Source organism: Streptomyces actuosus, assembly GCF_016921115.1.
Classification (GTDB): Bacteria; Actinomycetota; Actinomycetes; order Streptomycetales; family Streptomycetaceae; genus Streptomyces; species Streptomyces actuosus_A.
The window spans coordinates 1-22,497 of sequence record NZ_JAFFZS010000054.1 but is presented as its reverse complement, the minus strand read 5'-3'; the positions used below and the strand labels follow the sequence as shown (position 1 = coordinate 22,497).

The window sequence follows — 22,497 nt, the reverse complement described above, 5'->3', positions numbered from 1 at the left end:
CGCCGCCCTCATCGGACTCACCCCCACCGGCACCCTCGCGGTCCTCGCCACCGGGCACCAGATCACACACCCCGCCTGACACCCCGAGAACAGACGGCACGCTCCAGGCCCCCTGCGCCACCGGACGCCCGCCCCCCGACCGCCCCCTCTCGCCCAGGTCACCCCGCACCCCTACGTCGTCCACTGCACCCGTTCCACCGCACGACGCCATGCCCCGTGCCGTACCCCACACCAGCACCGGCACCAGCACCAGCACCAGCACCAGCCGTCACCGGACACCCCCTCGCCGGAACCCGCCTGCTCAGTGCCTTCCCCCGCCCCCGGCCGCCGTGCCACAGGCTCCGGTGATCACCCCGACGCCGAGAGGACCGACCCGCTACACTGTCGGCGGTGGCCCAGACCTCACCGGCCTGGCCGCCGCAACCCTGTCGGCAGCAGGCCTGAAGCCCAGCGCACCACGCTTCGGACCGCCCTCCGACAGAACCCCGCCTTCGTAGCTCAGGGGATAGAGCACCGCTCTCCTAAAGCGGGTGTCGCAGGTTCGAATCCTGCCGGGGGCACCAGCGCAAAGGCCCCGGACCGATCTTGGTCCGGGGCCTTTGACATCCACTTCTGACATCAACGCGGGCGGTCACCCACGGCCGGGGCGCCTCTTCCTCAGCAGCCGGTCCATGTGGCTCATGGCCTCCCGCTGGGTGTCCTGCACGACATGCGTGTAGACATCCATGGTGATGCTGATCTGGGAGTGCCCCAGGATCTCCATCACCACGCGGGGCGCCACTCCCGCCGCTGTGAGGAGCGTGGCCGTGCCGTGCCGGGCGTCGTGCAGCCGGATCACCCGGAGGCCGGCCGACTCGGCGACGCGGGTGAAGGACCGATAGAGGTTGCGCGGTTCGACGGGGCGCCCGGTCCGGGTGGCGAAGACGTAGTCGGAGTCCTGCCACCTCTCCCCCGCCTTGCCGCGAGCCGCAGCCTGCCGCAAGCTGTGCCAGCGCAGCGGCGCGATGCAGAGGCCGGGCAGCGGGACGGCACGGCGACGGCGGCTCTTGGGGTCCTCGTCGTACAGGACGCCACGGCGCCGCTGCACCTGATGACGGACGTACAGCACGCGGTGGTCGAGGTCGAGGTCCGACCACCGGAGACCGACGATCTCTCCCCGACGCAGGCCCATGGCGATGGCGAGGACGAAGGCCGCGTAGAGCGGGTCCTTCCGGGATGCGGCGAGGAAATCGAGCGTCTCGTCCAGGGACCACGGGTGCAGCTCGGGCGTGGCCGTGCGGGGCGGCTCGACGAGTTTGGCAACGTTCCGCGTGATCAGTTCCTCCCGGCAGGCGGCGGACAGGGCCGAACGCAGCACCCGATGCGACTCCTTGGCCGTCGCGGCGGTCGTCTGCTTCTCCAGGCGCACGAGGAAGCGGCGGACGTCGGCGACGCCGAGCGATTCCAGACGCTTGGCGCCGAGGAGCGGCACCAGATAGAGGCGGACGTGCGCTTCGTACTTGTCGAAGGTGCTGAGCTTCCGCCGGGACTTGATCACGTTCTCCAGCCAGTACGGCAGCCACTCGGAGAGCTTGGCCGACTTGGTGGGGACGGGCACGCCCTGGTCGACCTTGTCGAGCAGTTCCCGGCGCTTGGCGTCGCACTCGGCCCACGTCTTGCCGTAGGCGAACTTGCGGGCGCGGGTGCCGTCCGGCTGGAGGACGTACACCGCGCACTGGTAGCGGCCGTCCTTGCGCTTGGTGAGGGTGCCGGCGCCGTTCGGGTTGCGCTTGCGCTGGCCGGCCATCAGGCAGCCTCCTCGATCTGGCCGAGGACGAAGTCCGTCACGGCGTGGGCAGGGATGCGGCGGGCGCCGTCGATCTTGATGGAGACGAGGCGGTGCGACCGGATGAGGTCGTAGACCTTGGAGCGCCCGAGCTTGAGCCGGGCCATGACCTCCGGCACGGTCAGGAGTTCGACGGTGGCGATGGTCATTCCGTGCTCCTTTCGGTGCGGAGGGCGTCGCGGGCGGTCTCGCGGTTGGTCCGGAGGTCGCGGGCGATGGTGGCGGCGAGAGCGGCTTCGCCGGGGGTGTGGCCGTGACCGGCGTACTGCCAGTCGGCCAGGACGAGGACGGTGTCCGGTTCTCGGTCGTCGAGGCCGAGGGCAAAGGCCTCTTGGGCGGCGCGGTAGTCGGCACGTTCCTGGCGGAGGGCGCCGAGGGTGGTCGAGTAGGCGCGGGACTTGGAGGAGAAGTGGCCGCGGAAGCCGAGCATGTGCGCCCAGGCCCAGAGGCGCCGGTCCGGGTAGAGGGCGTCGAGGTCGCGGCATGCGGTGATGAGGCGGCGGGTGTGGTCGGGGACGTGGTGGCGGTCGAGTTCGGCGAGTTCGCCGATGCGGCGGTCGAGGGTGCCGGTGTTCTCGGCGGCTTTGGTGGCGTACTTGGCGACGTAGGAGGCGACGGCCTGTTCGGTGACGTCGGAGCCGTCGCCGAAGACCTTGACCGGGCGGACGTCGAGTTGTCGGCCCCAGCGGAAGGTGCGGGCGGGCTGGTCGGCGGCGGCCGGGACGGAGACGGACGTGTAGGAGTGCGCGGCGGCGGCTCGTATCGCGTCGGTGAGGAGGCCGGCCGTGGCCCAGGCGGGCGGCGGGGTACCGGGTCCGTCGGGGCCGTCGAGGCGGACGACGGCGTGGAAGTGGAGGGCGCCGCGCTTCTGGAATTCGGCGACCTTGCCGTAGGAGACGCGGAGATGGTCCGCCAGTTCGCGGCGGGGCAGGCCGCCGCGGGCTGCGAGTTCGCGGCGCAGGCGGGTGGTGAAGCGCTGCCAGAGCTGTCCGGCGTGGTTGTTGAAGAGGACGGCGCCGGCGTAGTCGTAGGTGTCGGGGTCGAGGGCGGTGCCCAGCTCGGGGGCGTCGGGAGTGTGTGAGGTGCCGCAGCGGCAGGTGCCGCCGTGGTCGGGGCGGTTGTGGACCGGGCCGAAGGAAGGGGCGGTGAGGGTGGTGAAGACGCGGGGGTGGTCGCGGACGGTGGCGGGAATGTCACGGCGGTCGTCTCCGGCGAGACCGGAGCGGATGAGGTGGTAGGTGTCGCCCGCGTAGGTCCAGGCGCAGGAGGGGCAGCGGGAGGCGCGGCGGTTGCCGCAGGCGAGGCGGAGACGTCCGCCGGGTTCGGTGGCGGTGGAGTAGTGGTGCAGGGTCTCGCCGGTTGTCCGGTCCTTGTGGAGGGTCCAGCCGGTGAGGTGGACGGGGTCGGAGCAGCCGCCGGTGCGGCGGATCTGGTCCTCCCAGCGGGTGTAGTCGGAAGCGGAGGCGACCCGGAGGACATCTCCGAGAGTGGCCGGGTCGAGCGTCGGGGAGACGGGTTTGGGCGCCTTCTGTGTCGGGAGTGAGGCCCGGTGGGCCATGCTGGGGGTTCCTTCCGGTTGCGAGATCGATCGGCGGGGACGGCTCCCGGGCGGCGGATGCTTGGCGGTGTCGAATCCGCCCGGGGGCCGCTCAGCGGCGCTTGGCGTCGGAGGCGAGCAGGGAGCGCAGGACGACCGCACAGACGGCGACCGAGGCACCTGTGACGGCGACCGCCAGGAGCAGTGAGACCAGGACGGCGCCGACCACCAGGACGACGGCCGTGCCGGCGCCGACGAGGGCCAGGGCGGTGCCGGGGGTGAGCTGCACGACGGGGCGGCGCGGCTCCGGGGCGACGGCGAGGGCAGGCGCCGGGACCGGGCCGGTCGGGGTGCCACGGGTGACGGCGGTCGGCTGTATGGCGGCGGGCGGGGCGACGAGGCCGGTCGGCTGGGGCATGACCGGGAGCTTGGGCCGGAACATGGGTGGTCTCCTTCCGCGAGCCCGGGTTACTTGGTGGCGGTGTCGATGACGGGGGCGAGGACGCTGTCGGCGAGGAGGTAGCCGCCGAGGAGGAGCACGCAGATCAGCCACCAGGGCGGGCGGATGAGCTTGACGCCGAGGTAGCCGACGGCCAGCAGGGCGAACCAGAGGGGCACGTCCACGGTCGGTGCCTCCTAACGGACGGTGCAGCGGTGGGTGCGGGCGGCGAGCTGGGCGGCGGTCTGGCTGGAGTAGTCGGCGGACCAGCCGCAGCGGTCGGCGGTGCAGACGGCGGCGTGCGTGTTGCGGCCGTTGCGGTCGCGGTGGGTGCCGATCTGCACGGGGCCGATCCGCATCAGGGAGTGGAAGTTGTCGCGGGCGGGCATGGCGTCAGTTCCCCTCTCCGACGAAGTCGTCGGTGTGCTCGGTGAGCCAGTGACGAATCTCGGCGTGCTCGTCGCCGGTGGCCTGGTCGATGGCGGCCTCTCCGATCCGGAGGGCTTCCACCAGCCGGTTGGAACGGGTGAGTTCGGCGGCCTTTTGAAGGGCGGCGCGGATGTGCGGGCGCATGAGGTCTTCTCCTGTCAGGTGAGGTGGGCTGCGATGGCGTCGGCGAGGTGGGGCGGGACGCCGAGGCGGGAGCGGAGGGTGTCGGGGTCGATCGGGACTCCGGTGCGGGTGCGGTACTCGTCGGCGACCTTGCGGGCGTGGTCGATGAGCGCGGCGGGGACGGACGGGGCCGCGGCCGGAAGCGGGGCAGGATCCGCAGAAGGAGCCGGAGCGTCCACGGCGGCCGGGTCGGGAACGGCATCGGGCTCGAATGGCTCCGGATCCGCGACCGAGGCCGGCGCAATCGGCTCCGGCGTTGTCTCCGCCGCCGAGTGGGCGAGGAGGGTTCCGCCGAGGAAGGCGAGGGCGGGCCATCCGGCGACCCCGAGACGCAGCAGGGCAGGTGGGACGGTCAGGTCGAGGAAACCGGCGGTGGCGACGTTGGCACCGAGGGAGGCGAACAGCGCGACGACGAACCAGCACCAGCCCAGCCGGGACGGCCCGTCACTGCGCAGGCGCCGCCAGGCGGCGACCATGAGCAGGTCGACGCTCACCGGGTAGGCCCAGGCCTTCCAGCCGTTCTGTCCGGCAGCGGCGGCCAGGTCGTGCAGGTGGGCGAAGGACAGGGCACCGGCGATCACGGCCTGGATCAGGACCGCGTCGACCCGGAGGGCGTGACGGCCGCCCATCAGGCGTCGCCCGGGTAGGTGGGTCCACCGTCGGGGTCGTAGCCGTCCGGGAACACGCCCGGCGGCGGCTCGGGAAGCGACACGGCCAGGGACGGGCCCACGGCCTCCACGAAGTCGAGGTCGGCGCTGGTCATGTCGGCGTAGAGGGCGAGTTGGCCGAGGAGGAGCACGGTCCGTGCGAAATCCTCGCAGTTCGGGCACATGGCGGGATCTCCCTTCGATGGGCATGGCGAGGTAGCGACGTGGCGCGAAGACGATCGCGCCGGCCGTGGGAATGCGGCGGGGATCAGGCAGTGGCCGAGGAGGCCTTGCCCAGCGGCACGGGCCCGGAGTCGGAACCGAGGCCGGGACGGACGGGCCGGAACGGGGCCAGCTCGGGCAGGTCCGGGGTCCGGTCGGCGTGCCGGTTGCAGATGTTCACCGCCTGACGGAGCGAGGTGTGCGGGGCCCGGATGCGATGCCACCCGCCGGAGGAGTCGCCCGCGATGGCAAGTCCCCGCATCTCGGCCGGGATCTGGATCGCGGCGAGGACGGCGTCCGGCGAGATGTCGCCGAAGGCCATGTTCGCCGACGACTCGTCGTTGACGCGGTGGGCGGTCCGGCCGGTGAGCTGAGCGCGGAGCATGGTGATGCCCTTGCCGAGTTCGGAGCCGAAGCGCTGCCCGCAGATTTCGAGGTAGATGCCGGCCGCACGGCCGAGCTGGGCGAGACGGACCAGGGCCGTGACGATCCGGTCCCGGCGCCTCTCCTCCTCCTTGCTCGCGTACAGCGCGAGTTCTGCGACCTCGTCGACCAGGACGACGACCGGCGTCGGGCGAAGCTCTTCCGGCAGGTCCCAGATGTCGGCGGCGATCTCCGCATCCGGTACGTCTGAGGTGATGCGCTGCTGGTCCCGGATGAGTTGGTAGACGTCCGCCATCCGTGCCACCAACGCATCGAGTAGTTCGGCGGCGGCGTCGGGGGTGTCGGCCAGTGCGGAGAACCGTCGGGCCAGCGGGAACAGTTCGACTCCGCGCTTGCAGTCGATTCCGACGAGGGCGACGTCCATCGGGGCGAGGCCGACGACCAGGTTGCGTTGGTAGACGGACTTTCCGGACTCCGTGGCGCCGAGGGTGAGGGCGTGGGGTATCGCCCGGTAGTCGCGGTAGTGCACCGAGCCGTCCTCTCGCAACGCGACCGGCACCCGCATCGGCCGGGACTCGGCAGCCGCGGCCGGCATCTGCACGCGCTTGAGCACGTCGTAGCCGGTCATCCATACCTCGACGACACCCGACCGCAGTTCCCGCGAGGTCACGCCGTACATCGAGAACGAGTGCCGCAGCCGGTCCGAGGCGGCGGCGACGTCGAAGGCGTCCTGCCCGGGGCGGAGCTTGAGTCGCAGGACCAGGCCGGTCCGGGTGGGCCGCAGCCGCAGGATGCGCGGCGGGCGCGGCTCAGGTAATGGCCGATGGGTGGTGCGGGCGAGCGCGAGTCGCCACCGGGCGGGTGGGACGGTCAGCCCGCACGCGTCCATGACCGAGCCGTACCTGACCAGGACCCGCAGCACGGCCAGCGTGACCCCGAAGGTCAACCAGTACCAGGCGGGGCGCCGCCACCGCAGGAGCCCCACGGCGGCGACGACCAGCACCAGAGCGACCGCGAACCGGGTCACGATCAGGCCGCCTCTGACCCTGCGGCGGCGCCGACCAGGGAGGTGACCGCGACTGCTCGGAACGCGATGCCGTGCCGCTTCTGGCCGTTGAAGTCGTTCTCCCAGGGACGGGCGATCAGACCGGTGAGCGCGACCGGCGTGCCCATGGTCAGCTCACCGGAGATACCCGGCTCCGGGACGGTGACGGACAGGATCTCCACCTCCTCGTTCGCTGCGAACATCACGTCCACCGTCATCAGCCTCGCCCCTGTCTCGGTGTCGGTGGCGATCTCGCCGGTACGGCGGTCACGCACCTTGACCTGCGGGGACTTGGCGACCATCACGACCGCACCCGCGGTGTCGACGGGAATCTGACGCACTTCGATCACTCCTCTATAGATGCTGAACTTCGCCACTCATGTACATGAGTGACATGAAGAAGAGTGCATCACTCCTATACATGAGTCAACCCGCCGCGAAGGAGAACTCGCGACGGGCTGTGAGGAGTTGAGCGGACGTCAGTCGTCCGCAGGGATCCGATACTCGAAAACGAACTGGTCAGCGGCCATGAGCGTGTCGCACACCTCCACAACCAGGCCCGCGGTCGTACGAGCCTCCCTGATCAGGTGGACCACCGGGGCCCCCGGGCTCAGTGCCAGCTCCACCGCCTCCGCCTTCGAGGCCGGCCGCGCCTGCAACGTCTCGACGAACTCCGCGAACTCATGCCCGTGTTCTTCCAGTCGGGCGTAGATGCCACCGCCACCGGGGTTCTCGGCGAACAGTTCGGGGATGTCCTTCACCACGCCCCAAGGCAGGTACGACGTCGCGGTCTCGACCGGAGTGCCGTTACGGAAGTACAGGCGACGACGGGCCAGCACCTGCGTACCGGTGGGAACGCCCAGCCGCTCCGCGGCGCCTTCGGGGGCCTCCGTCGGCCCGATGTAGAGGACGCTCACCTTGGCCGTGGCTCCGGACTGGGCCGACTCCGCGAGGTAGGCCGCCTGCCCACCCTGCCGGAGCGAACGCCGGAAACGATCGGAGGAGCGGTGCCGCACCGGAGGGCGGTTCTTCACGATCGAGCCTTTGCCGTGCCGTGTCTCGACCAGCCCACTCGCCCGGACCTCGACCATGGCCTTGCGGATCGTCCCGCCGGACACGCCGTAGCGGTCCACCAGCTCGGACTCACTCGGCACCATGTCGCCAGGCTTGAGGACCCCTGCCCGGATCTGCTGCACGATCTCTTCCGCGATCTGCACGTACCGAGGCCCGGAACCGACCCCTCCAGCCGCAGTTCCCATAGTCGTTCCCTGCCTCCTATGCTCCTCTACATGAGTCAACCACAGGAAGCGACCATGCCTCCCCTGCACTCCGTGTCCGTGGCCGGAGCAGTAGTGCGCGAGGACGGCCGCCTCCTGGCGATCCGCCGAGCCGACAACGGCACCTGGGAGCTTCCCGGCGGCATCCTCGAACTCGACGAGACCCCGGAAGCCGGCGTCGCCCGCGAGATCCTGGAGGAGACCGGCATCCACGTCGAGGTCGACCAACTCACCGGCGTCTACAAGAACATGACTCGCGGAATCGTGGCCCTGGTCTTCCGCTGCCAGCCCTCCGGCGGCACCGAACGCACCTCCAGCGAGTCCACCGCCGTCTCGTGGCTCACGCCCGACGAGATCAGCGACCGCATGTCCGAGGTCTTCGCAGTGCGCCTCCTGGATGCCCTGGACGGCAACGAACCTCACGTCCGCAGCCACGACGGCAGGCGCCTCATCCCTGTCTAGTCCCAGGTGATGTTTGACGTTCTGGTCCCAGTTGATGGCTGACGGTGGGCCTAGACAACATCGGAAACCTTGTGGGGCTTGTTCGCCTTCACGTGGCGGACGGGGATGTCGGTGGTGCGCTGGATGACGCGGACCTGGCCGTCCAACTCGACCGTGAGGGTCGATTCCGCCACGTGCACGGTGATGGTCCGGCCTGCGTACGGGCGGCCGAGGGAGACGACCTGGCGGCAGACCATGACCGTGCCGACCGCGCTGACCCGCCGCTGGACACGGACCGGCTCCACCCGGGGGCGGGGTGGCGGGCCCGCGGGCCGCAGGCCACGCAGCCGCTGCACCTCGTCGGCACCGAGCGGGTTGGGCCGCACCCGCAGCAGTTCCCGTGAGGCGAGGTCGAAGAACGACAGTGTCTCGCCGTCGATGCGGATGCCGACCTGGCGGCCTCCGAGGATCTCCGCCGCCAGGACCTGGTGCCCGCACAGACCGACCAGGCCGCTGTTGTTCACCACCCGGTCCACCTCGAACGCCGCCCCGTCACCGCCGGGAAGCGGGGCCGGCCCCGCCGGACGTCCGCCCCGGACCGCCAGCCGTCCCAGATCCGCCACCGACAGGTGCGACCGCACGGTTTTGATCCGCGCCCCGGCGACCAGCAGATGGATCACCTGCGTGTCGGCCCAGAACGTCACCGTCAGCCCCGAGCGGGCCGGACCCAGCCAGAACTGCTTGCCCGCGACCTGCAGATTCCCGCTCGCGGGCACCACCCGCTCGAACTCCACCGGCCCACCGGACTCCACCGGCACCGCTGCCGGGACCACCTCAGGCAGGACGGCCGGAGCCTCGGAGCCTTCAGCCCGAGCCGGCACCGGCCCCGGCACCGGATCCGGTGCCGCTGGGGGTGTCCGCTGCTGCGGCACCAGCGCCAGCACTCCGGGGATCTTCAGGCCCAACACGTCCCGCTCCTGCTCGGCAACCGGGGCGAACCGGTCGCCTGGAGACTGCATGTCCAGCGCCTGATGCGGCCGCGAGGAGTTGTACTCCTCCACCCAACGATCCAGCGCCGCCTGAGCCGCCCCGATGCTCTCGAACGCGCCGCAGTCGTCCAGGAGTTCACGCCGCAGCGTCTGGTGGAACCGCTCCACCTTGCCCGTCGTGGTCGGCGACGCCGGCTGGGTCAACCGGTGCGCGATCCCGTTCTCCCGGCAGATCCGGTCGAACAACACCTCACCGCCCTGCCCGAACCGGTCGGTGAACTGCTTGCCGTTGTCCGTCAGCACCTCCTCCGGCACCCCGAACCTCTGCATCGCCCGGGCGAACGCCGCACACACCGCCCGCCCCGTCGCCCGCTCGACCACCGACGCGATCACGCAATACCGGGAATGATCGTCCACACCGGTCACAACCTTGGCCTCGGTCAGCTCACCCGTCACCGGGTCGACCAGCATCACCCCGCCAACGATGTCCATCTGCCACAACTGCATCGGCCGATCCCGCTGCCAGCGCTTGTAATCCGACCGCTTCCGCCGCCGCACCCCCGGCTCCACCAGCCCGTGACGGACCAGGATCCGATACACCGTCATCCGTGACGGCACCGGCCCCACTGCCCCGGACCGCTCCAGCACATGAGCGATCCGCCGCGGCCCCCATCGAGGATGCTTGCGCCGCAGCTCACACACAGCCGCCTCCACCTCCGCAGAAGCCTGATGCGGACACGAGGCCGGCCTACGTGAACGATCAGCCAGCCCCGCCAGACCGGAGGCGGCATACCGCGACTTCCACCCGCTCACCGTCTGCCGCGACACCCCCAGCCGGGCAGCGACCTCCGTCACCGTCGCACCCGCCAGCACCGCAAGCACAGCCCGGTATCTCTGCTCGACAACCGACAACTCCACCAGCGCCAATCCCGGCCTCCCCACACGCACCGCAACGACGCGCACAGAAAAGCCGAACACGGCCACTGTCAACCATCAGCTGGGACCGAAGTGTCAAGCATCTCCCGGGACCGGACACAGGCGCCTCATCCCAGCGGGGTAAGACCTTCTCTCCATCATCAAGGCGGCTCGCTCCGCTCACCGCGCGCGGCCCGGCCCCCGGCCGGGCCTGCGCTCCTGTCTCCGCCCCGCTCCAGCCCGGCCGCAGTCCGTGCCACGCTCTCAACTATCAACCGAAGAACGAGATATTTGACCTTTCATGGTGCGCGGACGCGTAGAGTCCGCCGCACGTCGACTATGCGAAGAAGTCTTCTCTGGCCTTGGCGGGAAACACCATATGCGATAGCTCGTACAGGCTGTCACAGTCTACTAGCGGCCTGATCTTACTATCTTTCCACCCGTTAGCTGGGGATACCACTGGCTCGTGAGGAGTGGGCACTTGGTTCGCGTAGTCGCTCGCCTTTCGGAGAACAATTGAATCATGGAGTGGGTGCCAAATAGAAACCTTTCCCCAAGGGTGGTGTAGCCATAGGATATTTGGCCCAGTTTCCCGCCAATCCCTTCCCCTATCATTTCCAAACTGGGCGTGGTTGGGGTGATTTTGCTTCCTGTAGTAGAAGGCGATGGGGGACCTCTTTGAATACTTGATGTCCAAGTAGTCAACGCATTGAAGAGTGACTCCGTAAGTCCACTCCTCGTAAACGGCTGCGGCATACAAGATCCCGGAGCCGCCCTTATATGACACCTCAGTTTCAAGCGCTTCCTCGTGTTTCTCTGTCGCGATTATCCGGCTTCCCGCACTGGAAGATACTTTTTGAGTAATGCTCTGCTTGACCTCATCGCGCGCGCTCGCACCGACTGAAAGCGCGGGAATCGCAGTGTGCCCCAGCTTGGCCGACAGCTCGGTTGCAGCCGTGTGTATGAATGTCTCCTCGCGCAGCACTCCATAAAGAGTACTCTTCTCATCGGCCACCTCTATAGTGGCCGATATGTGCTTCTTTTGGGTTACGTCCACTCCCTCTGGTGATTCAATGACTTTCAGCTTCTCGCCGACGAGGGGGTGATCTGCCGCCCCGAGGAAACGGCAGTAAAAGAGAAATCGATACTGGCGCCACTTGCGAACGTCTTGCTCGTCGCGATGCCATCCTTGGGGAGTAAGGAGAACCGTGTACGGGACGATAAGGGCATAATCCCTCGCGCCAACCCTGACGATATCGGATCGCTCGGTTATAGAATTCATGACCGTCTCCCGTCCGAATGGACCGGCAAGGGTAGCCGCTTAACCTAAGGCGGACCGGACTCACGCTCATGCGGCTACAGAACCTTCCTCTACAAGCATGCTACGGGGCGAGGATGAACGCATCTCGGTAGGGCCTTGCGCTGGTATCCCCACCTCACTCCTATTGGCAACTCCCCATAATCCGGAGAGTGTTTGGCACTCGTGAGGCGTCACAGTGGTGCTGTTGAGAGCGACTTGGCCAGCGGGTTTCCCAACCTGAGCGCTCCCGCTTCACCGTCACGTGTCGGCCGTCGCAGGTTGCTCTGGTCATCACCCCGCAAGCGTGGCTGAGGCCGGTGGGGGGGAGCGAGGCACACGCGTGCGTGGTCGGTCGGCGCGCCCGCCGTCGTGGCTGACTGTCGTCGGCTGGGGTACAGGCGGGCCCCGGATCGGCTCTGGAGTGATGACTGTGCCGCAACTTGAGAGGGCGGGTGGCGAAGCTGTCAAGTCCGCCCCCGACGGCTGACACCAACAGCCCCGGACGCGGCGGTCAGCGCCGAACCCCAGCGGACGGTCAGCCGAGGACCACGGCCGGTTGACCGACGTCGTTGGCCACCGGTGATCGACCTGATAAGGATGAGGCCGGCCCTTCAAGCCTTTGCTGTCAAAATAGTGAGTCTTGGCTACCTTGCTCGATCGTGCTATCTGACGCCTCGGGTGCAATCGCCACTAGTTCAAGTATCTGCGGATCATAAAGCCAGTAGTAGTGACCCTCTAGTTCCTGGCGGCCAGAAATCCTCAATGCAAGATTATTGCGATGCGCATCAACTGCCATGTCATAATGTTCAACCTTGAGACGGACTCTCATTTTTCGGGCCTCTGTTCCGCCCAGAACGTCCAAACGGACAACTCCAGGATTTCCTGGCTTTGGGCGTTCAAGTAGCGTAACCGTTCCCAAGACCGTGACGAATAGCGGATCGACTGTCGCGGCCAACATATTCCCAGCCCGCTCCAGTGCCGCATAATCTGAAGGTGCGAATTCGAGCTTATGCCGCTCGGCGACACGCCCCGAGAATAGGTCTTCGGCTGAATTTAGCTCGACCTCAACCTCGGCACCCTCCGAGTCTCTAATCAAATTGCGGACCGCTTGAGTCAGCTCGTAACAGAAGCCTCTATTGACATTCTCAACGAACGAGTAGGTCGAACCGGTCTCCTTGAAGTGATCGACAGCCTCACGTGCGGCCTCAAGTGCCCCCACGAGCCCGAGAGTAATTTCACGCCCGGTATGCCGCCCAATAAGCGGAATAGTGTCACCTGGCTTGACTTTCCTCTCAGAGAAGACCTCGTCCGGAGGAGCGTAGGCGGTGATCACGTAGCTTCCCACCTCAGTCTGCCCCATCAGGACCGAATCCAGGAATGACTTCGCCAGAAAACTATTGGAGTTTCCATAGTAGGCGGCTTTAGATTTCCGGGTTTTTGCCGCAACGACCATGGATTTATGCGCACCTGCATGGAGATCCTCGCCAGCACTCCATGGAATTGTCCCTTTCCGGGAGGCCACTTCCTTGTGAAACTTCATCTCGTCACCCAAGGCATGCAGAGTTGCAGCACGGGTAAGGATCGCACGAATCCTTTCATCGCCCAGCTTCCAAGCCTGCGCCACCGCTTGACTGAGCAGATCAGAGTAGTCGTCCGTTTCTCGATCCTGGGGTAGCAAGAGGCCGCCATTCGATCGATCGCCAGAATCCGACCTCGGCCGCCAACGGCTATAGAGGTTGGCCTGGCCGCCGAATTTCTGCCACCCGCTCGCTTCGAGAGCGAGAGCAAGCTGACTATCCGTGAGGTGCTCGGCGACCTCGCGGAAATCTGGTGCCCTCACGGCGCACCTCCCTTGCCTATTCGCTCCATGATGGCACACAATGCGACGTCGTCAAATATTTGACTTGTGGAAACTCTAACCGCCGTATAGTTTTCCCCGGACGGCTGAACTCCCGTAACGCTCCGCCAGTATGCGCAATGTCGCAATTGAAATATGTCGTGACTGGCTTCAACCCATTTAGCGATATCTTCAGGCACTATCATGGCTACCAGTATGCGGTGAACAATCACATTGGGGCGCGCAAGAAGCTTTAGACGCTCATTGGAGAGATTCACCGAAACGAACCCATTTGCAGGGTTGGGTGCCGAGGTCCAAGTGCTCTTTAGCTGTATCTTCAGATCTATCTGGCAATCCGCCGTGTGGGACTCTGAAGTGTGGCTCAGCTTCCAATCGATTCCGTCATCCGGCTCGGGTTTAGCCATGGTGCAGCCAGCTGCCGCAGCGACTGCCCGAAGGTAGCCGTCTTGCAACATCTCCATCCGTTGCTTCTTGGGCAAGTCCCCCCGCAGCGGCACGTCAGGCACGGCGGCTCTAGCATCGATCATTCATCCCCCCAACATGTCCCCTAGATCACATGCTAGAAGCAAGTGGTCACGGTGGGTAGGGGGAGGCGCCGACACGGCTCCGGTGCAATCCGCTGCGGGCACCCCACCATCGTGACGGGCTGGCCGTCGCGGCTTGCTCTGATCAACGACACAAGCCGGTAGCGTGGCTAAGGCCGGCGGGGGTACAGCGAGGCACACGCGCGCCTGGTCGGTCGACGCACCCGCCATCGTGGCTGACTGTCGTCGGCTGAGGTTCGTGCCACTGTCGTGCCAGATGCCGGGGTCAGCCACGGTCAACGAGGGTGTCTCGAGGTCACGTTCTCGGCAGCCTGACCAGCCATCAAAGGCCCATCTCGGCGCCACGATCCCCCCGCCTCTCTCCTAAAGCGGTGGTCCACACGTGTCGGGTGAGATCATCCGTGGATGGCAGATGCACAGCTACCCCCAGGCTGGACCCTCCACCAGATTCGCGACGTATCCGGGGACCGGGAGGCTGTCGCGCTGGATCCAAACCGGGCGGTGAAGTGGGTGGCCGGCGCCGGAGCCCCCGAGGTGCTGCAGGCAGAGATCATTCTCGGGTTCCACAGCCTGTGCCTCGTGAAGCCTGTTGATGACGACGACTGGTACATGGGCAGCCTGTACGACGACGGCAGCATTGATTGTTGGGGAGCCTACGACGATCTGTACGAGGCACTACGCGGTCTGTAGTGGCATGCAGGCTGGTCTCCAGACCCCATGGCTCATGACCGGCCCGGGCCGTCCTCGGGCCGTCGGAGGCTGCTCAACGACGACCAACGCCGACAAACGTCGACGGCTCCGCCGCTGGTCAGCGAGCTGACCGGTGGCGGAGCCGCAGATCGCAGGCTTGTGACTTCAGAACTTCGGCTACTGGGTGTATCCGACTGCTCTCGACTCACCCTCGTTATCGTCAGGGAGGCCCCTCTGCGCCACTCCTATCCACCGCCGCCTTTTGTGCGCCGTAGTCCGGTTGCTGGTCAGTCGTGCAGGACCGGGAAGTTGGGATGGAGATAGCGCCAATCCAGCGCCATGTTGCGCAGGGCTTGGGTGACCGCATTCGGCAGCTCGCCGGCAGCCACGAGTTCCTCGTTCAGGTGCTCGCTGCCGCCGCGGAGGCGTCCTGCGCCGGTCGGCTCGCCGAGAAGGTCGGTGCTGAGCGTGTTCTCTAGCCACGGATCCCCCTGCACGCCGGAAGCAATGTGCAGTTCGATGGGTGGCGCGGGAATCGACGCAGTGCCGAGCAGCTCCAGGGTGAGGGTAGGCAGGGCGTGCCGGATCAGCGCGCGTACAGCCTCGTAGCACGCTTGCACCCACAAGTCGTTTGCGATCTTCTTGCCACCGGTCCAGAGAAGCAGGTCGAAGAGCAGGTCCAGGCTGCTGCCGCCGTTGGGCAGCGTGGCACTGCACTCCAGGCGTATGCCCGCCTGATGTGGACCGGGAACGAGATGGCCAGCCGCGAGCCGGACGTGACGACCGTTCCCGTGCTCGGGATCGATCGTCCATGGCTGCTGGTCCTGGTGGGACCCTACCCGCTGCACAAGCGCGTGCAGCCGCTCCGGCAGCTCGTACGCGCCTGTGAGACTGGGCGCGCTTAGCGACCGCATGAGGGCGTCGACCGTTGTGCCGTGCAGCCGAAGACGGGCGGCGTCCCTTCGCAGTGGCCGGGAAACCGCGGCACGGATGACTAGGTCGGGCGGCGCCGCAGCCCTCTGGAAGCGTGTGGCCGAGCGGTGGTCAGGCAGGAAGCGCGGGTCACCGGTGTAGGCAAGCACCGGATCGGCGGCCTGCTGGAAGAGTGCGTACACGAGGCGACGGTCAGCGGGAATGTTGCGGCCGTCCAGACGGACTCGGACGACTCCCTGGTGAAACAGCGGTCGGGGCACGCTGTCCGGGTCAATCCGCACTACGAGAAGGAGCCGGTCGTCCACAGTGACCGGGATGACATCCGGCGTCCAGCCAGGCGGGTCGAAGGTGGTCGCCATCTTGCTGACCAGCCGGTCTTTGTCGATCGCCTTGACCCCGACCAGTTCCCCGGGCAGGTTCTTGTCCTTGGGGTGGGCGTCAACGCCAATGAGGACGATGCCGCCGTAACTGTTAGCCATGGCTGCGACAGTGTCGGACACTGCATCGACATTACGTTTGTAGTCGAGGGTGAAACTCTCCTCCAGTTCCAGCGCCAGGAAGCCGCGGACCATCTCACTGTTGATCAACTCGACGGGGGCGCTAAACAGGGGATGTGCGAGGTTCGGCATGGTCATCAGCATGGCGTCCCTGCACCCTTCGGCGCACACGGTTTCTTTACATGGGCGACTGAGAATGAAACGCCCTTCAGCGCTTCAGTGCTGGCCTCTGTTCGCGCGTGCGACTCTCCGCCCCACCGCTTGCGGCCGACTGCCAGATCGGAACTGAGCTGACGTCCGCCGATCCCGCGCACCGGAGCCGCACGAGGTGAGTGTCTAACTGCGTGACAACGCCGACGAACATCGGCGGACGAGCACGAACGCGTGCGGACCGTCAACACAGGTCGGAGGTACGACCGCCCAAGGTAGAAGCTCCAAGCAAGTTGCTTCGGGACGAAGAGGTCCCGGCGTCTGGGCCAGCCGTAAGGTGAGGCATGCGAAACGACCGACACAACGAGCCGCTCTCCGACGAGGAGCTGGAATTCTTCTTGCAGTATCTCCGTCGCTTCGCCCAGCACGACGTCGATCAGTTCGCGCTCTTGGAGGTGGGCGACCCCGAGTACCCGGTCTACGTGACGCTGTCGCGGGCCCTGGAACCTGGTATCGATCGTGCCGCCTACCGCCGTCCGTAGCCGGACGAGGTCGAGTCGGATGACGTCAACAGCGCCCTATGTCGGCGGTTGCGGCGGTCCCACTCAGGTCGAACTCGTAGGTTCCGCTGCTGCGACGGGCTGACGAACGATGATCCTCGCGCTATTGCTGGGTCATGAGGTACGCGGCAGCGGGTGGGTACACACCCATGGAGCAACAGCGCCGGGAACAGCTGCGGTTGGAGGTCGCCGAGCGGTTCGAGAGAGGTGAGGCGACCGTGGATATCGCACGGGAGCTTCGGGTGACGCCACGCTCGGTGCGGCGCTGGCGGCAGCTGTGGCGGCGGGGCGGTGTGGAGGCGCTGGCCTCGGCTGGCCCTGTCGCGCGGGAGAAGCTGACGCAGCGGCAGTGGGAGAAGGTCGCCGCGCTGCTGGATGCCGGACCGGCCAATGCCGGGTTCGAGGACGACCAGCGCTGGACCCTGGCGCGGATCGCTGTGCTGATCGGCCGCACCTGCCACGTCTCCTACACCCTCACCGGGGTGAGCAAGCTGCTGGACCGGCACGGCTACTCCTGGCAGGTCCCGGTGCGGCGCTCGGCGGAGCGCGACGAGAAGGAGATCGCCCAGTGGCGGGAGGAGACCTGGCCGACGGTGGAAAGACCGCTGACGAGCTCGGCGCCTACGTCTGCTTCGCCGACGAGGCCGGACAGGCGCTGAGCCCGCCGCGCGGACGGACCTGGGCCCGGCGCGGCGCCCGTCCACAGGTCAAGGTCCACGTGCGCCGCCGTGGCCGGGTGAATGTGCTCGGCGCGGCCTGCTTCCGTCCCGGCGGGGGCCGGGCGCGCTTCGTCTACCGGCTGCTGACCTGGCGGGGCCGCAAGGGTGAGCGCAAGAGCTTCGGACTGCGCGAGTACCGGGTGTTCCTGACCGCGCTGCACCAGCAGTTACGGGCCCCGGTCGTGCTGGTCTGGGACAACATCAACGTCCACAAGACGCCGGAGCTGACGGAGTGGATGGAGCGGCAGGAGTGGCTGCGCGTGTTCCATCTTCCCCGGTACGCACCGGAGTTGAACGCCGTCGAGGGCGTGTGGTCGCTGCTCAAACGGAGCATCGTCAACTTCCTGCTCGCCGGCCTCGACGAACTTGAGGCTCTCGTCCGCAGCCGTCTCAAGCAGATCCAGTACCGCCCCGACGCGATCATTGGCTGCCTCACCGAAACCGGACTGACCTTCGCCCCTCCATGATCCCGAACCCGGACGCTACGAGTTCAACCTGAGCAGGCACCGTCGCAGATGCCGCAACGAGGCATACACGAGCGTGGTCGGCTGACGGACCCACCGGTGTGACTGGCTGTCGTCGGCTGAGGTTCAGCATCCCCAAGGCATATTGGCCAAGCGCAGGCACGGCGCGACGGGTAGGGGAGGGGATCCCCGGGCAGTGCTCGGGGTCCCTCCCCGTCTGGAAGGGCTGCTATGGGCAGGTGCCGTTCACGACCTTTGGTTCAGATGCGGTGCGGATCCCTAGCCGTCAGGAGGTCACCGCGGCTGATCGCGACACGGAGGACGTCCCGGAGGGCATCGGCCAGCTCCCGTGTCAACCGCCGCATCTCCTCCAGGTCCGCGTCAGGGTGATCGAGCCTCTCGGACGACCGCTCCAGCAGTTCGGCCGCCGAGCCGAGTTGGGCCGATTCGATGCTGTCGGCCAGACGGGACATGTAGCCGTCCCGGTCGTCGGTGCTCAGGTAGCAGGGCTTGCCATCCGGGCCCGACCACGGGAGAAGGCGCAGTTCGTTCGGTACCGTCATCCTTGCGCCTGCCTCTCATCGATCACGCGGTGGATGGTGAAGACCGCGTCGACTCGGTCCCCGGGGAACGTCAGTAGGGCCGCTTCTACGACTCGGCCGGTGAAGTCGGTCGAGACGCGGGTGACCGAGAGGACGGGTGAGGCGGAGCCGATACGGAGGGCCGAGGCTTCGTCCGGCGTCGGTGGGCGGGTGCACACCGTCTCCCGCGTGGTGGCCGGCGGCGGGCCGAGGACTGCAAATCGCGCAAACGCTTGTCTGCACGCCGAGTTGTCGTCGAGCACACCGGCCGGGGCCAGGTCGCGCGGCATGTAGATGTGGGCCAGGCCGTGAGGCGTCTCCTCTTCGACGCTGAGGCAGGAGAACTCCGCGAGGGGACTGCCCACGGGCACCTTCAGCAGCGTCGTCAGGTGCCCGTGAGCCGGGACCGTGGTGCTGTGGACGGAGACGCGCAATGACGGCTCCGCGGCGGTCCACGGGTCCAGCGTGCCCCAGCCGCCGACGTACATGATCTTGCGATGGGGTCGGCGGACGAAGTTGCCCTTGCCGTGGATCTTCTCGACGAGGCCTTCGCCTTGGAGCGCCGCGAGGGCACGTCGCAGCGTCACCGTGCTGACCGCATACCGCTCTGCAAGGACGGTTTCGGACGGCAGGCGTTCGCCGGGTTGGATGCGCCCGGTCGTGATCTGGCGCCGGAGGTCGTCGGCGATGTCGTGGGGGCGGGACGGCATGGTTCCGGTCACCGCCTTCTCGGCGTTCGCATGACGGCGAGGCGGGTACGCGTGTGGATGGTCAGCAGCTCGCCCGACTCGAAGACGAGCTGCTTGACGCCTTGGGGAAGCTGGAAGAGGTCCCGCACCTGGCAGGCTCGGCCGCCGAGTTGGATGACGTCACCGCGCTGCACGGTGTTCGCGGTGACCTCGATGTTGGAAACCAGTGGACTGCCGCCGCCTCGTTCGCTCATCACGCCACCTCCTCAGGCAGGGACCGGTCACGCTCCAAGTGGCACGGGCAATCGCACGCCTCGTAGATCACCGGCACATCGACCGGCGTCAAGACCGGTGAGAACTCAGCGCAGACGAGGTGCGTGCCGATGCAGCAGGCGGCCGAGCGATACGGGGCAGCCGCGTCGTCCGTGCGATGCGTCGGCTGTCGGCGAGGCGGCATCAGTGGGCCCCCGCGAGGGCCGACCAAGCGTCGGCCGGCAGATGGGGAGCGACGACCACCGGGCGGCCGGCGCGTACCTGGGCCTCCCAGGCCAGAACGTAGGGGCGGACGAGGGCGACGTCCTCACGCCTGAGTGGCTGTCGATGGTCTGGGGCGGCGATGGCCCGGCTGGGAGCAACAGTCGATGTGTCAGCAGCCGTAGGCGAGGTGGAAGGGAGCGGTAAGGGGCGGCGGTGCCTGCCCTTCGGGAAGGACCGCGCTCTGGTGAGAGAGAAGGCGCGACGGATACAGTTGAGCACGCTGGTCAGCTCCTATCGCTGATGGCCCGGTCCCCCGACATCGCCCGTCGTGGGGACCGATTTGCGTACGACCGCCCAGAGGGTGCAGCCGTTCAAGCTGGTGGCGAGGAGCCCGAAACGGTCGGCCTCAGCCACCACGTCCAGGACCTCCCGCCAGGTCTCGACGGAGAGCGCGTCCGGCACCTCCGCCTCGACCGTCGTGTGCCGGGGGTGTTCCTCCACTCGCGTGAGTAGCCCGAGGGCGGACAGTCGAGCGGCGAGGGCCGCCGCGCTAACTCCCGATACGGGCACAGGGCAGCCTCCGTCACCAGCGATCACTTTGAGTGAAGCTAGTTAACTAGGTTAGAGCTAGTGGACTAGATTTTCCATATGCCTGAGCAGCCGCCCTATCTCCGCATCGCCGACGAGCTCCGGCGACGCATCGCGGAGCACGTGTGGGAGCCGGGGGACCGCCTGCCCTCCCGCGCTCAGATCGGCCAGGAGCACGACGTGGGCGAGAACGTGGTCCGCCGGGCCCAGGAATTGCTGATCTCCCAGGGTGTGCTGGAGGGGCGGGCCGGATCGGGCACGTACGTCGCCGAGCCCCGGCAGCGGGTACGGATCGTCCGGTCCTCGGCGCGAGAGCAGCCCAGCGGATCGCCGTTCCGGGGCGACATGAAGGCCGTCGGCAGGCAGGGCGATTGGGAGAGCCGGACGGACGCGAAAGTGCCCGCGCCTGCCGACATCGCCGCGCGACTCGGGATCTCCGAGGGCGAGTTGTGTGTCCGGACGACGTACGAGTTCCTGGCGGACGGCCGGCCAATTCAGCTCTCGACGAGTTGGGAGCCGTACGACCTCACCGCGGGCTCTCTCGTCGTTCTCCCCGAGGGCGGCCCGCACGCCGGCGCCGGAGTCGTGAACCGCATGGCCGCGATCGGAGTCACCGTCGGCCATGCTGTGGAGCAACCGGAACCGAGGCAGGCGACCGCGGAGGAAGCCTCACTGCTCGGCATCCAGAAGGCCGCGCTCGTCACGCACATCCGGCGGACGTACTACAGCGACGACGGGCGGCCCGTGGAGACGGCGGACATCGTGGTGCCTGCAGCTCACTGCGAGATCGTCTATGAGATCCCGATCAACCGGTAGCCCTGTCTAGGGTTCTCCGTATGGCCTACGATGCTCCGCTCTGTCCCGAGTGCCACCAGCCTCTGAGGTCGGGCGGCCTGGTGCTCGCCGGGCGGGACGACGACGGCCGACGGACCTGCCGGGCATTGTGGCGGTGCGCGGACCGGCACACGTGGTGGCAGTGGGCGGATCGGCCGGAGGATCCGTTGGAGGTCTGCCCAGTTCCGAACCTGTTTCGGTGACATCCAACGCTGACATCAACGAGGCCGGACGACGGCATACGTCAGCACCCCCGGGCGACCGTCGGACCAGCCGCCGACAGCCCCGGAGGGGGCCGTAGATCGAACTCCTAAAGCGGGTGTCGCAGGTTCGAATCCTGCCGGGGGCACAGAGAGAAGGGCCAGCTCAGGAGGGGTTTCCTCCCAGGCTGGCCCTCCGCCGTTTCAGGCGCCGCCGACACGCCGTGCCACACGCATGCCACTATGGGTCCGCAGGGTCCTTCTCGGACGGCTCGGAGGCCGCTCCCCCACCGTTGCGGATCATGGCCCCGAGCCGGTCGGCGATGGCCCGGTCACGGTCACTGGTCATGTGCTGGTAGACCAGCGCGGCCCGGGAGCTGCTGTGGCCCATCCGCGTCATCAGCTCCCGCGTGCTGGCTCCGGCCGTCGAGGCCAGCGTGTTGCCCGTGTGCCGAAGATCGTGGAAGTGCAGCGCGACCGAGATGCCCGCAGCCTTCCGCGCCTTGGCCCAGTCGTCCCGGAAGTTGCTTCGTCGCAGCAGCCCTCCCTGCGGTCCGACGAAGACGTACCCGTCGCGGCCAGGAGCGGTGAAGTGCTCCACGTAATGCGTGACCGCGTCGAGCAGTTCGGCCGGGAAGGAGACGGAGCGCATACCGGCCGCGGACTTCGGTGAGCCGGCCGTCCTGCAACTCGGCCTGAGCCCGGCGCACGGTGACGGTCAGCCTCTTGAGCCCACATGGTGCCGGACGCTAGCAGCAGCCGGGCATCCCGGATGAAGGAGGGGATCGGGAAGGGAGCGTGGACGACTGGTCACCACCTGGACGCCGCAGCACTGCACCACTACCGCGCCAGATTGATCGGGGAACAGCGGGGAACCACGGTGAAGACGGTCGAGCCCAAAAGGAGCAAGGGCCGTATGTTCGCCCAGAGCAGCGCTCGAACCGGCCACGAATGTCGGCGGCGGCTGAAATCTGGTTCTGGATCACTTTCCGTGCAGCGTTGACGGACGGTCACGGGCCCGCCCCCGCCGCACGGTCACCCGGCCAGCAGGACGCGCTTGCGGAGCAGGGCCAAGCCCG

The 22,497-nt window shown here is 67.4% G+C and carries 27 protein-coding genes, 1 tRNA gene and 1 pseudogene; 7 read left to right on the top strand and 22 right to left on the bottom strand.

What is annotated here, in order from left to right:
• Nucleotides 1-487: 487 nt before the first annotated feature.
• Nucleotides 488-563, top strand: a tRNA-Arg gene (locus JS756_RS33950).
• Between the two features lie 68 nt (nucleotides 564-631).
• On the opposite strand, the gene JS756_RS33945 is transcribed toward JS756_RS33950, so the two are convergent.
• The 12 genes from JS756_RS33945 to JS756_RS33890 all read right to left on the bottom strand — a co-directional run bounded on the left by JS756_RS33945 (nucleotide 632) and on the right by JS756_RS33890 (nucleotide 7,970).
• On the bottom strand, nucleotides 632-1,786 hold the full coding sequence (locus JS756_RS33945; RefSeq protein ID WP_205387123.1) for a tyrosine-type recombinase/integrase: 1,155 nt from the start codon (nucleotides 1,784-1,786) through the stop codon (nucleotides 632-634).
• Complete coding sequence (locus tag JS756_RS33940) at nucleotides 1,786-1,974, bottom strand: helix-turn-helix domain-containing protein (protein ID WP_205387122.1); 189 nt, start codon at nucleotides 1,972-1,974, stop codon at nucleotides 1,786-1,788. The genes JS756_RS33945 and JS756_RS33940 overlap by 1 nt, the downstream gene beginning before the upstream one ends.
• Entirely contained in the window at nucleotides 1,971-3,383 is a 1,413-nt protein-coding gene (gene repSA, locus JS756_RS33935) for a replication initiator protein RepSA (protein ID WP_205387121.1), read from the bottom strand. Before repSA ends, JS756_RS33940 begins: the two co-directional genes overlap by 4 nt.
• A 91-nt stretch (nucleotides 3,384-3,474) precedes the next feature.
• Complete coding sequence (locus tag JS756_RS33930) at nucleotides 3,475-3,804, bottom strand: SpdD-like protein (protein ID WP_205387120.1); 330 nt, start codon at nucleotides 3,802-3,804, stop codon at nucleotides 3,475-3,477.
• A 26-nt stretch (nucleotides 3,805-3,830) separates the two neighbouring features.
• On the bottom strand, nucleotides 3,831-3,986 hold the full coding sequence (locus tag JS756_RS33925) for a hypothetical protein (protein WP_205387119.1): 156 nt from the start codon (nucleotides 3,984-3,986) through the stop codon (nucleotides 3,831-3,833).
• A 12-nt stretch (nucleotides 3,987-3,998) separates the two neighbouring features.
• Nucleotides 3,999-4,190 carry a mobile element transfer protein gene (locus tag JS756_RS33920; protein ID WP_205387118.1) on the bottom strand — a complete coding sequence of 64 codons (192 nt, stop codon included), beginning with the start codon at nucleotides 4,188-4,190 and terminating at the stop codon, nucleotides 3,999-4,001.
• 4 nt (nucleotides 4,191-4,194) lie between these two features.
• Nucleotides 4,195-4,374 carry a hypothetical protein gene (locus JS756_RS33915; RefSeq protein WP_205387117.1) on the bottom strand — a complete coding sequence of 60 codons (180 nt, stop codon included), beginning with the start codon at nucleotides 4,372-4,374 and terminating at the stop codon, nucleotides 4,195-4,197.
• Between the two features lie 14 nt (nucleotides 4,375-4,388).
• Entirely contained in the window at nucleotides 4,389-5,042 is a 654-nt protein-coding gene (locus JS756_RS33910) for a DUF2637 domain-containing protein (RefSeq protein ID WP_205387116.1), read from the bottom strand.
• Nucleotides 5,042-5,245, bottom strand: coding sequence for a hypothetical protein (locus JS756_RS33905; protein ID WP_205387115.1), 204 nt, complete (start codon nucleotides 5,243-5,245; stop codon nucleotides 5,042-5,044). Before JS756_RS33905 ends, JS756_RS33910 begins: the two co-directional genes overlap by 1 nt.
• Nucleotides 5,246-5,328: 83 nt before the next feature.
• Nucleotides 5,329-6,693, bottom strand: coding sequence for an FtsK/SpoIIIE domain-containing protein (locus JS756_RS33900; protein ID WP_205387114.1), 1,365 nt, complete (start codon nucleotides 6,691-6,693; stop codon nucleotides 5,329-5,331).
• Nucleotides 6,694-6,695: 2 nt separating this feature from the next.
• Nucleotides 6,696-7,052: an SCO3933 family regulatory protein gene (locus JS756_RS33895; RefSeq protein ID WP_205387113.1), complete on the bottom strand. Its 357-nt coding sequence runs from the start codon at nucleotides 7,050-7,052 to the stop codon at nucleotides 6,696-6,698.
• Between the two features lie 138 nt (nucleotides 7,053-7,190).
• Nucleotides 7,191-7,970 carry a GntR family transcriptional regulator gene (locus tag JS756_RS33890; protein WP_205387112.1) on the bottom strand — a complete coding sequence of 260 codons (780 nt, stop codon included), beginning with the start codon at nucleotides 7,968-7,970 and terminating at the stop codon, nucleotides 7,191-7,193.
• Nucleotides 7,971-7,988: 18 nt separating this feature from the next.
• On the opposite strand from JS756_RS33890, the gene JS756_RS33885 reads away from it, so the two are divergent.
• Nucleotides 7,989-8,450, top strand: coding sequence for an NUDIX hydrolase (locus tag JS756_RS33885; RefSeq protein WP_205387111.1), 462 nt, complete (start codon nucleotides 7,989-7,991; stop codon nucleotides 8,448-8,450).
• Nucleotides 8,451-8,500: 50 nt separating this feature from the next.
• On the opposite strand, the gene JS756_RS33880 is transcribed toward JS756_RS33885, so the two are convergent.
• The 4 genes from JS756_RS33880 to JS756_RS33865 form a co-directional block, all read right to left on the bottom strand.
• A complete protein-coding gene (locus JS756_RS33880) occupies nucleotides 8,501-10,330 on the bottom strand; it encodes an IS481 family transposase (protein ID WP_438817366.1) in 1,830 nt (609 codons plus the stop codon).
• Nucleotides 10,331-10,670: 340 nt separating this feature from the next.
• Entirely contained in the window at nucleotides 10,671-11,615 is a 945-nt protein-coding gene (locus JS756_RS33875) for a hypothetical protein (RefSeq protein ID WP_205387109.1), read from the bottom strand.
• Nucleotides 11,616-12,258: 643 nt separating this feature from the next.
• Nucleotides 12,259-13,473, bottom strand: a complete 1,215-nt coding sequence (locus JS756_RS33870) for a hypothetical protein (RefSeq protein WP_205387108.1) — start codon at nucleotides 13,471-13,473, stop codon at nucleotides 12,259-12,261.
• Nucleotides 13,470-13,952, bottom strand: coding sequence for a DUF4365 domain-containing protein (locus tag JS756_RS33865; RefSeq protein ID WP_240204785.1), 483 nt, complete (start codon nucleotides 13,950-13,952; stop codon nucleotides 13,470-13,472). The genes JS756_RS33870 and JS756_RS33865 overlap by 4 nt, the downstream gene beginning before the upstream one ends.
• Before the next feature lie 489 nt (nucleotides 13,953-14,441).
• Here JS756_RS33865 and JS756_RS33860 point away from each other — a divergent pair, with 489 nt between their 5' ends.
• A complete protein-coding gene (locus JS756_RS33860; RefSeq protein ID WP_205387106.1) occupies nucleotides 14,442-14,726 on the top strand; it encodes a hypothetical protein in 285 nt (94 codons plus the stop codon).
• 287 nt (nucleotides 14,727-15,013) lie between these two features.
• Here JS756_RS33860 and JS756_RS33855 read toward each other — a convergent pair whose 3' ends face one another.
• Nucleotides 15,014-16,300, bottom strand: a complete 1,287-nt coding sequence (locus JS756_RS33855; RefSeq protein ID WP_205387105.1) for an AlbA family DNA-binding domain-containing protein — start codon at nucleotides 16,298-16,300, stop codon at nucleotides 15,014-15,016.
• 350 nt (nucleotides 16,301-16,650) lie between these two features.
• Here JS756_RS33855 and JS756_RS33850 point away from each other — a divergent pair, with 350 nt between their 5' ends.
• From JS756_RS33850 to JS756_RS33840, 3 genes are all read left to right on the top strand, one after another.
• Nucleotides 16,651-16,848, top strand: coding sequence for a hypothetical protein (locus JS756_RS33850; protein ID WP_205387104.1), 198 nt, complete (start codon nucleotides 16,651-16,653; stop codon nucleotides 16,846-16,848).
• A 167-nt stretch (nucleotides 16,849-17,015) separates the two neighbouring features.
• Nucleotides 17,016-17,525: a winged helix-turn-helix domain-containing protein gene (locus tag JS756_RS33845; RefSeq protein ID WP_240204784.1), complete on the top strand. Its 510-nt coding sequence runs from the start codon at nucleotides 17,016-17,018 to the stop codon at nucleotides 17,523-17,525.
• A complete protein-coding gene (locus tag JS756_RS33840) occupies nucleotides 17,435-18,052 on the top strand; it encodes an IS630 family transposase (RefSeq protein WP_307791382.1) in 618 nt (205 codons plus the stop codon). The genes JS756_RS33845 and JS756_RS33840 overlap by 91 nt, the downstream gene beginning before the upstream one ends.
• Before the next feature lie 257 nt (nucleotides 18,053-18,309).
• On the opposite strand, the gene JS756_RS33835 is transcribed toward JS756_RS33840, so the two are convergent.
• The 4 genes from JS756_RS33835 to JS756_RS33820 form a co-directional block, all read right to left on the bottom strand.
• Nucleotides 18,310-18,612 carry a hypothetical protein gene (locus tag JS756_RS33835; protein ID WP_205387103.1) on the bottom strand — a complete coding sequence of 101 codons (303 nt, stop codon included), beginning with the start codon at nucleotides 18,610-18,612 and terminating at the stop codon, nucleotides 18,310-18,312.
• The gene (locus JS756_RS33830) at nucleotides 18,609-19,340 is read right to left on the bottom strand and encodes a GntR family transcriptional regulator (RefSeq protein ID WP_240204787.1); all 732 of its coding nucleotides are present in this window, start codon (nucleotides 19,338-19,340) and stop codon (nucleotides 18,609-18,611) included. The genes JS756_RS33835 and JS756_RS33830 overlap by 4 nt, the downstream gene beginning before the upstream one ends.
• 8 nt (nucleotides 19,341-19,348) lie before the next feature.
• Nucleotides 19,349-19,573, bottom strand: a complete 225-nt coding sequence (locus JS756_RS33825; protein ID WP_205387101.1) for a hypothetical protein — start codon at nucleotides 19,571-19,573, stop codon at nucleotides 19,349-19,351.
• A gap of 514 nt (nucleotides 19,574-20,087) precedes the next feature.
• Nucleotides 20,088-20,366: a hypothetical protein gene (locus tag JS756_RS33820; RefSeq protein WP_205387129.1), complete on the bottom strand. Its 279-nt coding sequence runs from the start codon at nucleotides 20,364-20,366 to the stop codon at nucleotides 20,088-20,090.
• Nucleotides 20,367-20,444: 78 nt separating this feature from the next.
• On the opposite strand from JS756_RS33820, the gene JS756_RS33815 reads away from it, so the two are divergent.
• Nucleotides 20,445-21,200, top strand: a complete 756-nt coding sequence (locus tag JS756_RS33815) for a GntR family transcriptional regulator (RefSeq protein WP_205387100.1) — start codon at nucleotides 20,445-20,447, stop codon at nucleotides 21,198-21,200.
• A gap of 459 nt (nucleotides 21,201-21,659) precedes the next feature.
• Here the strand turns inward: JS756_RS33815 and JS756_RS33810 are convergent.
• Nucleotides 21,660-22,149: pseudogene (locus JS756_RS33810) on the bottom strand (tyrosine-type recombinase/integrase); the annotation flags it as partial.
• Between the last annotated feature and the right edge of the window lie 348 nt (nucleotides 22,150-22,497).

What these genes read in the sequence shown, in the direction of transcription:
- JS756_RS33920 (WP_205387118.1), bottom strand. Translation starts at nt 4,190, where the DNA reads ATGCCCGCCCGCGACAACTTCCACTCCCTGATGCGGATCGGCCCCGTG.
- JS756_RS33905 (WP_205387115.1), bottom strand. Translation starts at nt 5,245, where the DNA reads ATGTGCCCGAACTGCGAGGATTTCGCACGGACCGTGCTCCTCCTCGGC.
- JS756_RS33850 (WP_205387104.1), top strand. Translation starts at nt 16,651, where the DNA reads ATGCGAAACGACCGACACAACGAGCCGCTCTCCGACGAGGAGCTGGAA.
- JS756_RS33860 (WP_205387106.1), top strand. Translation starts at nt 14,442, where the DNA reads ATGGCAGATGCACAGCTACCCCCAGGCTGGACCCTCCACCAGATTCGC.
- JS756_RS33910 (WP_205387116.1), bottom strand. Translation starts at nt 5,042, where the DNA reads ATGGGCGGCCGTCACGCCCTCCGGGTCGACGCGGTCCTGATCCAGGCC.
- JS756_RS33865 (WP_240204785.1), bottom strand. Translation starts at nt 13,952, where the DNA reads ATGGAGATGTTGCAAGACGGCTACCTTCGGGCAGTCGCTGCGGCAGCT.
- JS756_RS33930 (WP_205387120.1), bottom strand. Translation starts at nt 3,804, where the DNA reads ATGTTCCGGCCCAAGCTCCCGGTCATGCCCCAGCCGACCGGCCTCGTC.
- JS756_RS33875 (WP_205387109.1), bottom strand. Translation starts at nt 11,615, where the DNA reads ATGAATTCTATAACCGAGCGATCCGATATCGTCAGGGTTGGCGCGAGG.
- JS756_RS33855 (WP_205387105.1), bottom strand. Translation starts at nt 16,300, where the DNA reads ATGCTGATGACCATGCCGAACCTCGCACATCCCCTGTTTAGCGCCCCC.
- JS756_RS33940 (WP_205387122.1), bottom strand. Translation starts at nt 1,974, where the DNA reads ATGACCATCGCCACCGTCGAACTCCTGACCGTGCCGGAGGTCATGGCC.
- repSA (WP_205387121.1), bottom strand. Translation starts at nt 3,383, where the DNA reads ATGGCCCACCGGGCCTCACTCCCGACACAGAAGGCGCCCAAACCCGTC.
- JS756_RS33890 (WP_205387112.1), bottom strand. Translation starts at nt 7,970, where the DNA reads ATGGGAACTGCGGCTGGAGGGGTCGGTTCCGGGCCTCGGTACGTGCAG.
- JS756_RS33835 (WP_205387103.1), bottom strand. Translation starts at nt 18,612, where the DNA reads ATGACGGTACCGAACGAACTGCGCCTTCTCCCGTGGTCGGGCCCGGAT.
- JS756_RS33945 (WP_205387123.1), bottom strand. Translation starts at nt 1,786, where the DNA reads ATGGCCGGCCAGCGCAAGCGCAACCCGAACGGCGCCGGCACCCTCACC.
- JS756_RS33830 (WP_240204787.1), bottom strand. Translation starts at nt 19,340, where the DNA reads ATGCCGTCCCGCCCCCACGACATCGCCGACGACCTCCGGCGCCAGATC.
- JS756_RS33815 (WP_205387100.1), top strand. Translation starts at nt 20,445, where the DNA reads ATGCCTGAGCAGCCGCCCTATCTCCGCATCGCCGACGAGCTCCGGCGA.
- JS756_RS33885 (WP_205387111.1), top strand. Translation starts at nt 7,989, where the DNA reads ATGCTCCTCTACATGAGTCAACCACAGGAAGCGACCATGCCTCCCCTG.
- JS756_RS33825 (WP_205387101.1), bottom strand. Translation starts at nt 19,573, where the DNA reads ATGAGCGAACGAGGCGGCGGCAGTCCACTGGTTTCCAACATCGAGGTC.
- JS756_RS33915 (WP_205387117.1), bottom strand. Translation starts at nt 4,374, where the DNA reads ATGCGCCCGCACATCCGCGCCGCCCTTCAAAAGGCCGCCGAACTCACC.
- JS756_RS33845 (WP_240204784.1), top strand. Translation starts at nt 17,016, where the DNA reads ATGGAGCAACAGCGCCGGGAACAGCTGCGGTTGGAGGTCGCCGAGCGG.